The sequence below is a fragment of the Limnohabitans sp. genome (assembly GCF_023910625.1).
In the GTDB taxonomy this organism is placed as follows: Bacteria; Pseudomonadota; Gammaproteobacteria; order Burkholderiales; family Burkholderiaceae_C; genus Limnohabitans_A.
Genome location: NZ_JAAVVW010000003.1, coordinates 1,561,057 through 1,574,091, shown reverse-complemented (window position 1 = coordinate 1,574,091; position 13,035 = coordinate 1,561,057). Strand labels below are relative to the sequence as shown.

Below are 13,035 nucleotides of genomic sequence, written 5' to 3'. Positions count from 1 at the left end.
CCTTTGGTGTGGGGCCGCGCATATTCCTTACCGATCAGTTTAAACGGCTGCGAGGCTGGGTCCTGCCTACAGGCGACACGGTGGGTGGGGCTTGATGCGTGTCAATTTTGGGCTGACCATAGGGACCGAATTGACGCAAAATCATGCCCATGAAACACATTATCTTTATCTACGGAACCCTCATGCCAGGCCTGCGACTGGAGGCCGAAATGCACGGTGCCCGCTTCATGGGCCCCGCCCAAGTGCAGGGCCGCTTGGTCGACTTGGGCAGCTACCCGGGCTTATTGCCGGGGGAAGGGCAAGTCACCGGCGAAGTCTATGAAGCGGATGACGCGCACCTGACCCGTCTGGATGGGGTGGAAGGTGTGGTGCCCGGTGACCGCGCCGAATCACACTATTGGCGGGAGGTGGTGACGGTGCTCAGCGGCCCGCTGCAAGGCCAGCAGGTGCAGACCTATGTGTACAACCGCCCGACCGATGGTTGCACGCCCATTCCACATGGTGACTACCGCCGCTACATCCGCGAAGTCGGGCGCGAATCCTGAGCGAATTGCGCTGTTATCCAATGGTTGGACCCCACAAAAGGCAGGGCATCTCTTCGTAGGAGCCCACCCCCGTGGCCGATGAACCTTCCGCAACGCTGCAAGCGATCGCCCACAGGGTGGGCTCCTGCAAAATCAATCGCGAATGACCAACTCGCCGCGCAGCGAGTGGGACAAACCTTGGGTGATGCGCACATCCGCCATCTGACCGATCAGGCGGTCCATGTTCGGGCCGCCGGGGAAGTTGACCACCCGGTTGCACTCGGTGCGACCCGCCAGCTCGGTCGCGTCCTTGCGTGAGGGGCGCTCCACCAGAATGCGCTGTACTGTGCCCACACGGCTCTCGCCGATGAGCTGCACGTTCTCTTCGATGGTCGCTTGCAGGTGGTGCAGGCGGCGCAGTTTTTCGGCGTGCGGCGTGTCGTCGTGCAGGTTGGCTGCAGGCGTGCCGGGGCGGGGGCTGAAGATGAAGCTGAAGCTCGTGTCAAAGCCCACATCGGTGATGAGCTTCATCATCTTGTTGAAGTCGTCCTCGGTCTCGCCGGGGAAGCCCACGATGAAATCGCTGCTGAGCGACATGTCGGGGCGAATCGCCCGCAGCTTGCGGATCGTGCTCTTGTATTCCATGGAGGTGTAACCGCGCTTCATGGCCATTAAGATGCGGTCCGAGCCGTGCTGCACCGGCAGGTGCAAGTGGCTCACCAGTTTGGGGATCTTTTCGTAAGCGTCGATCAGGCGCTGCGTGAACTCGTTCGGGTGGCTGGTCACGTAACGGATGCGCTCGATGCCCGGCATGTCGGCCACGTACTCCAGCAGCAGCGCAAAGTCGGCGATGTCAGCGGTGCCACCCATCTTGCCCCGGTAGGCGTTCACGTTCTGGCCCAGCAGGGTGATTTCTTTCACGCCCTGCGCGGCCAGACCGGCGATTTCGACCAGCACATCGTCAAACGGGCGCGACACCTCTTCGCCCCGGGTATAAGGCACCACGCAGTAGCTGCAGTATTTGCTGCAGCCTTCCATGATCGACACAAAGGCGGTGGCGCCGTCCACCTTGGCTGGGGGCAAGTGGTCGAACTTTTCAATCTCGGGGAAGCTGATGTCCACCTGCGGGCGCTGCTTGCGCTCGCGCTCGTTCAGCAACTCGGGCAGGCGGTGCAGGGTCTGCGGGCCAAACACCACGTCCACATAGGGGGCGCGCTTGATGATCTCGGCACCTTCCTGGCTGGCCACGCAGCCGCCCACGCCAATCTGCACGCCCTTGGCCTTGAGGTGCTGCACCCGGCCTAGATCGCTGAAGACTTTTTCTTGCGCCTTCTCGCGCACCGAGCAGGTGTTGAACAAGATCAGATCGGCCTCGTCCACGTCCTGCGTGGGCTCATAGCCCTGCGCTGCGCCCAGCACATCGGCCATCTTGTCCGAGTCGTACTCGTTCATCTGGCAGCCAAAGGTTTTGATGAAGACCTTCTTGTTCATGTGGTCTCCACGGAATTCATGGAGGTGATCAAGTCAAGGCAAAGCAAAGTACGCCCGCGAGGGGCCAGAGTGCAGCGGTTCATGGTGTAGATCCAGAGGCTGTGAAAAAGAAAAGCGCTGACGCGCTTTGGAATAGCCAGATTATCGCAGGTGAGCGTTGGCTCAGTTCCCTGTGTTCTCAGCTGTCTTCGGCTTGAAAAACATCGGATAAGCCCTTTCCACCGTTGGGCTGTTAAGGGCCCAGCTGTGGCATTGGCCCAGAAAATAGGGCGCTTGGGTCATTTCGGGGTGGGGTTGGCCGGCCAGTTCGCGGCGCTGCCATTGGCCTGAGGGCAGTGTCTGGTAAGCGGCCGTGGCCATGTTGAACAACATCTCGCGCAGGTGTGTGCAGCCGTCGGTGCCGCCTACGTGTTGGTTGATGACCTTGCGCCAACCCGGGCCCATGGTGCAGCCGATGAGCTTGTGCATGCCGTGTGGCGCGCCGACGCATTCCGGGTGGGGGGTGTCGTCCATCGAGGTGGCGATGTCCTGGATGACCATCTTGTTGTCGAGCGTGACGCGGATTTTCAGGTTGTGGATCGGCTCGTTGGCCGGAAAAGGCCGTTCGTTGGAAACTTCAAAACCAAAGGTTTTGACATCGGTCAGTTGGGCTTCAATGTCCCACAGGCCGTCTTCGCGGTCATAGCCTTGGTACACCACGGTTCGCGTATGTGACAGTTTTCGGGGGGAGGGGGGTGGAAGTGCCAATGGAATTCTCGCGGGTCTGATGATGAATCTTCCAATCATAGCTAGGCAGTAACACCGAACATGTGCAACGTCACCCACCCTGCCCTTCGCCGGGAAATGCGTCATTCAAGTTCAGCAGTGCATCTGGTTGACTTGCGAAGACGCAATCCGGATTGTGACGGGCATGCGCAGACCTGACACGCGGCCCCAAAACCTCAGAGGCAAACCTCTCAAGCGCGATTTGCGACTGCGTTGTGCTTGGGGGTCAGAGCAGAATTGGCCCTGTAAGATCAAACGGCAAAAGTTTCCGCAGGCTGCATTGTCAGGCTTGCGCGGTGCTGGTTTCATTGCGTGGACTTGGGGACAATCATTGTCCAATGACCCTTGGGCAAAGCTTGGGTGGCTGCATGACGCTCCCCAGCAAGAAAAAACTGAACTTCGATGGCCTTAATGCGCTGGGCCGCGTTCTACACACTGGTTCTTGCTGAATCAAGGCTCGCCAAGGTTTTTGACGATCATCATCGCGCATCGAACCCTGGATGGACAGGACACCATTCAGCGTCTGCTCTTGAGGACGAGGCTTTGGGGTGCCAGCCCATTTCAAGCCAGTGGGCATAGCCTGGCTTGAAGGGCCAAGCTGTGTGTTGCACCGGGGTACCCGGGGGTAAAACATGTTCGGTCAGGTGATCCAGCCAGGGGCTGATGGCCCCCATCTGCTGTAACCAGGCTTGTCCTTCCGACGTTTCCATGGCCACACCGGACAGGCCAAGACGTGACAAAGGTAAGCTGGTGCCCAGTGTCGTGCGACCCGACATGCGGTCGTGTACGCTGCCCCAAGCCACATGTTGTAATTTTTTTTGCAACGCCTGCAAACGGCGACTCAACGCATCCAGTGGTTCGTTGGTGAATCGTAATTGCCCCAGCATGTTGTCAAACCAGAAAAAAGCTCCGGGCATTTCCCGGGTGCGTTCGTTCAAGTGGTCAAGGCCATCGGCGGTGTTGAGATGCAGGCGAATACCCTGACTTTGTAAATGACGACCATGCCGCCAGCGAAACAAGGGTGAAGCCAATGGGTCGATGTCCCAGGCGTGAATTTCTTCAAACTGCGCCAACCAGCAGGTGGGCAGCATCCAGCCTGCGCTGGCCCCCAGCAAGACGAGTTGTTTTCGTGGCATGGTTTGTGCCATCAACCAGTCGGCTATTTGCGCAGACGCGCCTGCCCAGCGAGCTTGTGACCGCCATGCGCGCCAATGCCAATGCCATCCACCCGTCAAGTTCATGCCTCAACTTTAAACCTCGGCAAGGGTTCTTGCGGCGGATTGATTGATTCAAATGATCAGGATGTGCTGTTGCCGCGCCCAGTTACAGAGCCAGAACACCCTCCACATGCCCTGCAAGGCGCGAGAGGCAGCGGCTTTTTGCTTATTTGAAGACAGTTTGGCCGTGCAAGGAACAGCCTTTTTTCAGCAAGTCGAGGCCGGCTCCCCCCCCGGGCTCAGCCAGTCGTGAAGAGGGTGAAGATGGCGCCGGCATTTGAGCGACTGCAGAAAGAAAGGCTAAGTGTCATGGTCGATTATTTACAGTCCACGCCATGAATGAGAGACTTCCTCAAATGAGCCATAAGACCTTGTTTCCCCAGTTCACTTTTGGCGGAGCCACAAGTGGCCCCATGGTCACCGTGACGTACCATGATTTTCCTGCCAAGAATCTGAACGCATTTGCTGCAGATATCAAAGCCAACGAGCCCATGGTCAGTTTGGCGCATGCGGGTGTGAGGCCTGCCTAGCAAAAATCAGTGGCCGCGGTGCGTCATCCGCATCAGCCAGCCAACAAAATCTGGTCAATCCAACGTTGAATTGCTGGGCCGTCCATGCCATGGGCCAAGCCCAGCAGCAAAATGATGCGGACTTTGTGCGGTGGCAAGGGGCCGGCAGTCAAAATGCCGTGTTGTGCATCGGCATACGCACTGGTCCGGGACACGCTGCCCGTGATGAATCGGGCACAGCGTGCCACCAGCACGCCCTGGGCAGGCAGTGATTGAAAAAACGTGCGGTAGGCTGAAGGCATGTTGGCGTTGCCCAAACCAGCATACACGATGCCCTGTGCCCCGGCGCTCACAAAAGTGCGCATGGCGGTTTCATCCACGCCGGCATAGGCCACAGCAATGTCCACCCTGGGCCAAGTGACAGGTGCTTGCCAGGCGATGCTGGGCGCACGCTTTGGCGCCCTGAACCATTGCACTGCTTGGTCGGCCACTTCGCCCAAAGCGCCGGCCAGCGGACTGTCAAATGCATCGACGCTGCTGACATGGCGTTTGCCTACCCACAGACCGGAATGAATGCGTCCATTCATCACCACCAGCGTGCCGCGCTCGCGTGCAGTGTCGCAGGCGGCGACGGTGCAGGCATCCAGCAAATTGGCTGGTCCGTCGGCTGAATAGGCTGTGGCTGGGCGCATGGCTCCGACCAACACAATCGGTTTGGAGGTGTTGACACTCAGGTGCAAAAAGGTCGCGGTTTCTTCCAGCGTGTCGGTGCCGTGAGTCACCACAATGCCGTTCACCTCGGGGTTGTGCACCGCCAGCATAACGGCCTTGTGCAGGTCCAGCCAGTGTTCGGGCCGCACGTCATAACTGGCCAATTGAAGAGGCTGTGTGACCTCGATGTCATAGCGTTGGCGCAATTCAGGGACCGTGTCCACGACGGCGACCAGGCTCAAACTGGCGGGCTTGTAATCGGTGCTGACCGAGGCTGCGCTGGCAGCGCCAGCGATGGTGCCGCCCGTGCCGATGAGCGCTAAACGAGGGTTTTTCATGTTTCAGGTCTCCGAAAAAGTCATCCGCACGTCACCCAAGTGGCCAAAATCGGCGAGAACGCTGTCAGCGGCTTGCAGTTCGAGCGGTGGCATGCAAGTGCCGGTCGCCATGACCTGGCCCTTTTCTAGGATGATGCCCAAGGCGGACAGGTGATTGGCCGGCCAGGTCAGCACCATGCGTGGGTCGCCCAGCACGTTGCTGCCTGATCCGTCTTTGGTGTATCTCATGCCAGAGCCCTGTTCAAGATGGGCGCGCACCGGATGGGTGCTGATTTCGAGGTCGCGCAAGGCCTTGGGTGCGGGAGGCCCCAAGACCAAATGGCGCGTGCAGGCATCAGGGGCCGACAATTCGGGGGCAGGTTGGAGATGACCCGACCGGATCGCCAGTGTTCCCAGAACATCTGCGCGGCTTGGTGGGCCGTTGGGGCGTCCCATGGTGTGTGTGTATCCATCTCTCAATTGTTACCTCAACTGCTGCGGATGCCGAAGAGTCTTGTGTATAATTTTGGCCTGAAGGTCAATGCCAACTAATATCGGTGATATAGCTCAGTTGGTTAGAGCGCAGCATTCATAATGCTGATGTCGGTGGTTCAAATCCACCTATCACCACCAAATTTTTCGGCCCGCAGTTTCACGACTGCGGGCTTTTTGGTTTTTGGGTGGGTGTTTCAGCATCTGACCAAGGCCTTGGCCCTGCCAGACCTCTGTCACTGGAGTATGGTTCAGACATGAACAAGCAATCTTGGATGCATGGTTTGAAGCTGGGGGGGCGCCAGCTGTGGCGGGACCTGCGGGCTGGCGAATTGCGCCTCTTGATGCTGTCTGTCGCCTTGGCGGTGGCGGCTTTGACGGCCATAGGTTTTCTGGCTGACCGGATGCAGTCGGGCCTTTGGCGCGATGCCCGTCAACTGCTCGGTGGTGACGCGGTGGTGGTGAGTGACCAGCGCACGCCTGCAGGGTTTGTTCGGCAGGCCCAAGAGGCCGGTCTGGCGCTCAATACCAACGTTTCTTTTCCTACCATGGCGCGTGCCATGAAGCCCTTGGAGCCGGGGGCAGCGCCGGCTACCCGTTTGGTGGCTCTCAAGGCGGTGCAGCCAGGTTACCCATTGCGTGGTCGTTTGGACATTTCGGTGCCAGCTGAGGCTTCACCACCACCAGCCACGACTTTGACTCGTCAGAACCAGTCAGTGGCTGGTGTGCCACCCTTGGGTGAGGTCTGGGTTGATGCAGCTTTGCTGGAAGCTTTGGATGTCCAGGTCGGTCAGATGCTGGGTCTTGGCGATCGCAGCTTGCGCATTGGTGCCACCATCACCCGTGAACCTGATCGGGGGGGCGGATTCATGACGTTTGCGCCTCGCGTGATGATGAATATGTCCGACTTGGGCTCGACAGGACTGCTGCAGCCAGCCAGTCGCGTCAGTTGGCGCATGGCGGTCGCCGGTGATACCGCCGCGGTGGCGCGTTTCCTGTCCTGGGCACAGACTGAGGCCGACAAGCCCGACGTGCGTGGTGTCAAAGTCGAGTCGCTTGAAAGCGGGCGGCCCGAGATGCGGCAGACCTTGGACAGGGCTTCGCAGTTCTTGAATCTGGTGTCTTTGTTGGCAGCCCTTTTGTGTTCAGTGGCTGTGGCCTTGGCGGCCCGCAGTTTTGCCGAGCGATATCTCGATGCTTGTGCCTTGCTGAGAGTTTTGGGGCAAAGCCAGCGCACACTCGCATTGAGTTATGGCCTGGAATTTCTGGGCGCTGGCTTGGTGGCCAGTGTGATGGGGGTCTTGGCAGGCTATGGTGTTCACTTGGGCTTTGTCCATTTGTTGGCCGGTTTGGTGGATGCCAATTTACCAGGCGTCACGGCTGAGCCCGCGCTCATGGGCCTGGCCATGGGGATGACCTTGCTGGTGGCTTTTGGCTTGCCTCCGGTTTTGCAGCTTGCTCAAGTGCCGCCTTTGCGCGTGATTCGCCGAGAATTGGGCAACTTGCAGGTGCGCTCCGGACTGGTCTTGGTGATGGGTTTGTTCGGTTTTGCGCTCACCTTGCTGATGGTCAGCCGCAGCCTGACTTTGGGCCTGATCACCGTGGGTGGCTTTGCTCTGGCATTGCTGGTTTTTGCGTCATTGGCCGCTGCAGCATTGTGGGTATTGCGCCGGGCGTTGCCTGAACATACCGCTCCACGCTCCTTGCGCTTGGCAACTCGGCAGGTGGCAGCGCGTCCGGTGTTTGCGGTGGTGCAGATCAGTGCACTGTCGGTGGGACTGCTGGCGCTGGCCTTGCTGATTTTGTTGCGCACAGACCTGATTGCCAGCTGGCGTCAGGCCACACCCGCGAATGCGCCTGACCGATTTGTCATCAATGTCCAGCCCGAACAAGCCGATCAGTTCCTGGTGCACCTGAAAAAAGCAGGTGTTCAATCGCCCGATTGGTTCCCCATGATTCGGGGGCGTCTGGTGGCCATCAATGGCCGCATCCTGGGCCCTGATGATTTGCAAGCCGATCGCGGCAAACGGTTTCTGGACCGAGAAATCAACCTGTCGCACAGCCCTATCCTGCCCGGCCACAACCCCCTGGTGGCTGGGCGTTGGCAAGCTGAAGAAGCCGATGGGGTCAGCGTGGAAGAGGGCATTGCCATGGCCTTGGGCTTGAAGCTGGGTGATCGCCTAGGCTTTGAGATTGCCGGACAGTCCCATGAGGCGCGCGTGACCTCTTTGCGCAAGGTGGACTGGTCCTCCATGCGGGCCAACTTCTTCATGCTGTTTCCTGTTTCGCGAATGCCGGAATTGCCCATGACTTACATGGCTGCCTTCAAGTCGCCTCAAGGTGTGCCGGGTTTTGAAAACACGATGGTCAACGAGTTCCCCAACATCACCAGTGTGGACATGCGCAGCACACTGACTCAGGTGCAGAGAGTCATGGATCAAGTCATCCGGGCGGTTGAATTCCTGTTTGTCTTTACCCTGGCGGCCGGACTGATGGTCTTGTTGGCTGCAGTTGGTGCAAGTCGTCAGGCGCGTGAGCGCGAATACGCGATCATGCGTGCACTGGGAGCCAGCAGCCGTCTGCTGGCTCAGGTGCAACGCACTGAGCTTCTTGGCATCGGCTGGTTGGCAGGCTTCATGTCGAGTGCCATGGCCTTGGCGGTGGGCTGGGTCTTGGCGCGTTACGCCTTCGGGTTTGCTTGGCAGCCCCCTTTATGGGCCCCTTTGATAGGTGGTTTGGCGGGCGCATTGATGGCTTGGGTTGCGGGCAGCTTGAGCTTGGCCGGTGTTTTGCGTCAACCAGTGGTGCAGACTCTGCGCCAGGCCGGGCAGTGAGCCCATTCAGAATCGGCCCTGAGGAACACGGCACAATGAGCTGCCATGAACAGTGAAGACAAGCCCTCTTTCGATACACCATTTGCCTGGATCGGAGGTGAAGCGACTGTGCGCGCTTTGTCCGATCGCTTTTATGACTTGATGGACATGGAGCCTGGCTACAAAGCCTTGAGAGACGCTCACGGAAGCACTTTGCAGGATGCGCGAGACAAATTGTTTTGGTTTCTGTGTGGTTGGCTTGGGGGGCCTGAGCACTACACCGAACGCTTTGGTCATCCGCGTTTGCGGATGCGTCACATGCCTTTTTCCATCGGCGTGTTGGAGCGTGACCAATGGCTGGCATGCATGGACCAAGCGATGACAGAGCTGCAGCTTGACCCTGTTTTGCGTGAGCGGCTCAATGCCAGTTTTTTCAAAACCGCTGACTGGATGCGCAACCGGGGCGCTTGACGCCTGATGGCCCGACCCGGAGTTCACCGTGAAAATCAACGCGCTGCAAGATCTGAAAAAGGTTCGCCAAAAATTGGCCGAAGCCCAGTCACAAGCTCAGGCGGTTGCGGCTGCCCAAGCCTTTGCTGCGCGGCAACGCGAGCTTGAAAGCAATTTGTTCGTCCGTGCGGTGGGCCAGGTTCAACGTTTGCCTGTCAAGGATCAGGTCAACTTGGTGCGGCCCGCGCCTGCGCCGATTGCTCACCAGCGCCAAAAAGACAATCAGGCGGTGCTGCGCGATTGCTTGAGCGATGAATTTGATGCCAGCACCTTGCTCGATACCGACGATGCTTTGAGTTTTCGCCGACCCGGCATTGGTCGCGATGTGATTCACAAGCTGCGCAAGGGTGACTGGTCGATTCAGCGCGAAATTGATCTGCATGGTCTGCGCAGCGACGAAGCCCGTGTTGCCCTGGCCGAGTTCATTCGCCTGGCGCATCGTCAGGGTTTGCGATGTTTGCGCGTTGTGCATGGCAAGGGCTTGGGTTCACCGGGCAAGACGCCGGTGCTCAAGTCCAGGGTGCACGACTGGCTGGTACAAAAAAACCAGGTCTTGGCCTTTGTGCAGGCCAAACCTTCTGAAGGTGGTGCCGGTGCTTTGGTGGTGCTGCTCAAATCAGGCGCTTGAGCAACGCGCCTTAGCGCTCAAACGGCAGGCCAGCCCGAGTTAGCGCGATCCGAAGGCACACTCAGTTGCCACAAGCTCGCTTGTTCTGGCACCGTGAGGGGCAGGCGCAGCAGACTTTTGTCGCGAGAGATCAGCGCGATCAATTGGCGTTCGCGTCCCAGCAGGGCAGGCAAATCATCCAGTTTGTTCAATCTCCAGCTGCCGCCCAGGCCCTTGGCACCGACTTCCAGGCCCAGCCATTCATCCCCCGCAGCCAGTCCAGCGGTTTCGGCCGCGCTGCCGCGCAGCACAGTCTTGACTTGGACAAAGCCTCCAGTTTCGCTCACACGCAAACCCAAGCGTTGGGCCATCGTGGTTGTATCGGCCTCAATCCGTATATATTGCGCAGTCAACCATTCACGCAGGGGCAGGTCTTGCGTGCTGTGCACCCAGGCCTGAATTTCGGCTTGCCAACTGCGTCCCGTGAGGGCTTGCAGTTCGTCCAACAAGTCTTGTTCGTACATCGGTCTACCTTGGCATCGCCTCCAAAGGCCTCGCATCACCTGGTCCAGCGTCTGGCTTTCCTGGCGCAATGACAAGTCCAGGCACAGCGCCACCAGTGAACCCTTGGTGTAGTAACTCACGGTGGCGTTGGCTGTGTTTTCGTCTTGGCGGTAGTACTTGACCCAGGCGTCAAAGCTGGCCTGCGCCACGGTCTGCAGATGGCGGCCTGGTGTTTGCTGCACTTGGGCGATGGCTTTGCCCAGCAGCTTGATGTAAGTGTTGTCATCAATCAGCCCTGCGCGGCGCAACAGGATGTCATCGTAATAACTGGTGAAGCCCTCAAAAAACCACAGCAACTGCGTGTAGTTTTCCTGCGTGTAGTCGTAACGTGCAAAAGCGTCGGGTCGCAGTTGCTTGACGTTCCAGGTGTGAAAGTACTCGTGGCTGATCAGGCCCAACAGCGTGGTGTAACCCTCGTTGCGATGGGGGCTGGTTTGGCGTGGCAAGTCGGAGCGGTTGCAGATCAGGGCGGTGCTGTTGCGGTGCTCCAGTCCGCCATAACCCTCGTGCACGGCGTTGAGCATGAACAGGTAGTTTTTGTGCGGCGCTCTCGCGCCAGCTTGTTTGCCCTTGCCATGCCAGAAGCGGATGGCCGTTTCGCAGATTTTTTGCGTGTCGGCCAACAGGCGATCACCGTCGAACGAGGGCAGTGCACCGACCACCACAAAGCGATGTGGTATGCCGCAGGCCATGAAACGGCCTGACCAGAAGGCCCCCAATTCCACAGGGCAGTCCACCAGCTCGTCGTAGCTCTCGGCCCCATACAGACCAAAGCCGCGTTTGTCAGTTTTGATCGGGCTCAGGCCTGTGGCCGCTTGCCAGTTCGGCTGGCCTTTGACCGCAGGCAGTTGAAGCTGGTGTTTCAGGTTTTCTTGTCCGTGCACACGCAGGTAAAGACTGGTGCCGTTGAAGAAGCCCCGCTGGCTGTCGAGCCAGGCCGTGCGGACCGAGTTGTCAAAAGCATAGACCTGGTAGCGCAACACCAGCGGATGGCCTTCATGGCAAGCGATGCGCCAAGTGCATTTGTCCTGCTGCACCAGCACCACTTTTTTGCGGCCTTGTTGGGCTGACAGGTTTTGCAGGTTCTTTGAGAACTCGCGCACCAGGTAACTGCCCGGAATCCACACCGGCAGCGACACCGTTTGCTCCGCTGCCGGTGCGGGGATGGTCAGCGTGACCTGAAACAAATGCGCATGCAGGTTGGCAGCTTCAACGGTGTAGTGGATGGCGGTCATGTTGGAGTGGTTGAGGCAAATAGACCTTGCAGGGCATCAGAGCCCAAGGCATGGGTTGTTGGCGGGCTTCAAGTCGCGCCCGCAGCCAAAAAGCAACTGAGCGAGGCCACGAGAGTCAGCTGCAAACGCATCGGCAGCCAAGGTGCCAGGCCTGCGGCAGGAAAGGTGCGCCGGTCCATCAGGTAGCAGCCAATCAGCACAAAACCGAGCAGCGGAAGACCGGCAAATGCGGGCATCATCACGGCCACCCATGCCAGCAGCGAGGGGGCTACGCCCCAGGTGAAATGAATGCGGGGTGCGTTCGGCATGATCAAGGCGTTGCGAAAGCCCACCCCCCAATGGATGCCGCCTAAAAACGACACGATCACAGCGCCATAACCTTGCATGGACAGGGCCACATAGGGGTGCAGGTCGGGGCCGACCAACCACAAACATGAGGCCAGAAAAACGAAGGGAATCAGTCCGGCATAGCCCATTCTGCGTGCCAAGCGCCAAGTTGGATCTTCCAAGGGCGAGAGGTTCATTTCAGGTCTGCCAGGATTTTTTCGACTTGAGCCATGGGCACCGCACCAGGAACCCGAGTGCCATCGGCAAACAGCAACAAAGGCGTGCCGGTGATGCGGTTCTTTTGGCCAAAGGCCACGATGGTGTCAATGGCCGAGGTGTCGCAGTTGGCGTTCGGAGGCAACGTGCCCCAGATCATCCAGTCGTTCCAGACCTTGGCCTTGTCTTTGGCGCACCAGACGTTTTTGGATTTGGTCCGCGAGTCTTCGCCCAAGATGGGGTAAAGAAAATGATAGATGGTCACGTTGTCCAGTTTTTGCAGGTCTTTTTCGAACCGTTTGCAAAAGCCGCAATTGGGGTCTGCAAAAACCGCCAGCTTGCGCTTGCCATTGCCGCGCACTTGGGTGAAGGCCGATTTGAGGGGCAGTTGGTCAAAACCGATGGCCGTGAGTTTGTCCACGCGCTCTTCGGTCAGGTTGCGCCTTTGCCGCACGTCGATCAAGGCGCCTTGGATCAGGAAGTTGCCATCGGCGTCGCTGTACATCACCTCATTGCCCATGCGGATTTCAAACAGGCCATTCATCGGCGTTTTGCTGACCTCGTCGATCTTGGGCAAATTGGGCAGGCGCTCGTTCAGGTTTTTGCGAATCGTGGCTTCCTGGGCCATCACACTGCCCCATGACAGCGCAGCGGCGACCAACATCAGGGCCAACTTGGGAGGTGAAAACTTCATCGAACGGGCTTTCAAAAAAGGAAGGGGCTGTGTGCCACGGGCA

12 protein-coding genes and 1 tRNA gene are annotated in these 13,035 nt (G+C 58.7%); 5 read left to right on the top strand and 8 right to left on the bottom strand.

Annotation, left to right across the window (positions count from 1 at the left end):
- Positions 1 to 149: 149 nt before the first annotated feature.
- The gene (locus tag HEQ17_RS10840; RefSeq protein WP_296292758.1) at positions 150 to 545 is read left to right on the top strand and encodes a gamma-glutamylcyclotransferase; all 396 of its coding nucleotides are present in this window, start codon (positions 150 to 152) and stop codon (positions 543 to 545) included.
- A 132-nt stretch (positions 546 to 677) separates the two neighbouring features.
- Here HEQ17_RS10840 and miaB read toward each other — a convergent pair whose 3' ends face one another.
- The 5 genes from miaB to HEQ17_RS10815 all read right to left on the bottom strand — a co-directional run bounded on the left by miaB (position 678) and on the right by HEQ17_RS10815 (position 5,990).
- A complete protein-coding gene (gene miaB, locus HEQ17_RS10835) occupies positions 678 to 2,015 on the bottom strand; it encodes a tRNA (N6-isopentenyl adenosine(37)-C2)-methylthiotransferase MiaB (protein ID WP_296292757.1) in 1,338 nt (445 codons plus the stop codon).
- A 162-nt stretch (positions 2,016 to 2,177) separates the two neighbouring features.
- Positions 2,178 to 2,714, bottom strand: coding sequence for a DUF2889 domain-containing protein (locus HEQ17_RS10830; protein ID WP_296292756.1), 537 nt, complete (start codon positions 2,712 to 2,714; stop codon positions 2,178 to 2,180).
- A gap of 545 nt (positions 2,715 to 3,259) precedes the next feature.
- Positions 3,260 to 3,916, bottom strand: a complete 657-nt coding sequence (locus HEQ17_RS10825) for a hypothetical protein (protein ID WP_296292755.1) — start codon at positions 3,914 to 3,916, stop codon at positions 3,260 to 3,262.
- A gap of 643 nt (positions 3,917 to 4,559) precedes the next feature.
- Entirely contained in the window at positions 4,560 to 5,555 is a 996-nt protein-coding gene (locus HEQ17_RS10820; protein ID WP_296292754.1) for an asparaginase, read from the bottom strand.
- A 3-nt stretch (positions 5,556 to 5,558) separates the two neighbouring features.
- Positions 5,559 to 5,990, bottom strand: a complete 432-nt coding sequence (locus HEQ17_RS10815; RefSeq protein WP_296292753.1) for a hypothetical protein — start codon at positions 5,988 to 5,990, stop codon at positions 5,559 to 5,561.
- Between the two features lie 100 nt (positions 5,991 to 6,090).
- On the opposite strand from HEQ17_RS10815, the gene HEQ17_RS10810 reads away from it, so the two are divergent.
- From HEQ17_RS10810 to HEQ17_RS10795, 4 genes are all read left to right on the top strand, one after another.
- Positions 6,091 to 6,167 (top strand) — tRNA-Met (locus HEQ17_RS10810).
- A gap of 116 nt (positions 6,168 to 6,283) precedes the next feature.
- Positions 6,284 to 8,860: an FtsX-like permease family protein gene (locus HEQ17_RS10805; protein WP_296292752.1), complete on the top strand. Its 2,577-nt coding sequence runs from the start codon at positions 6,284 to 6,286 to the stop codon at positions 8,858 to 8,860.
- A 45-nt stretch (positions 8,861 to 8,905) separates the two neighbouring features.
- Entirely contained in the window at positions 8,906 to 9,310 is a 405-nt protein-coding gene (locus HEQ17_RS10800; protein ID WP_296292751.1) for a group II truncated hemoglobin, read from the top strand.
- Positions 9,311 to 9,338: 28 nt separating this feature from the next.
- Complete coding sequence (locus tag HEQ17_RS10795; protein WP_296292750.1) at positions 9,339 to 9,977, top strand: Smr/MutS family protein; 639 nt, start codon at positions 9,339 to 9,341, stop codon at positions 9,975 to 9,977.
- A 17-nt stretch (positions 9,978 to 9,994) separates the two neighbouring features.
- On the opposite strand, the gene HEQ17_RS10790 is transcribed toward HEQ17_RS10795, so the two are convergent.
- The 3 genes from HEQ17_RS10790 to HEQ17_RS10780 form a co-directional block, all read right to left on the bottom strand.
- Positions 9,995 to 11,755: a peptidase M61 gene (locus HEQ17_RS10790; RefSeq protein WP_296292749.1), complete on the bottom strand. Its 1,761-nt coding sequence runs from the start codon at positions 11,753 to 11,755 to the stop codon at positions 9,995 to 9,997.
- Between the two features lie 68 nt (positions 11,756 to 11,823).
- Positions 11,824 to 12,279: a DUF3429 domain-containing protein gene (locus HEQ17_RS10785; RefSeq protein ID WP_296292748.1), complete on the bottom strand. Its 456-nt coding sequence runs from the start codon at positions 12,277 to 12,279 to the stop codon at positions 11,824 to 11,826.
- A complete protein-coding gene (locus HEQ17_RS10780; protein ID WP_296292747.1) occupies positions 12,276 to 12,992 on the bottom strand; it encodes a DsbC family protein in 717 nt (238 codons plus the stop codon). The genes HEQ17_RS10785 and HEQ17_RS10780 overlap by 4 nt, the downstream gene beginning before the upstream one ends.
- Between the last annotated feature and the right edge of the window lie 43 nt (positions 12,993 to 13,035).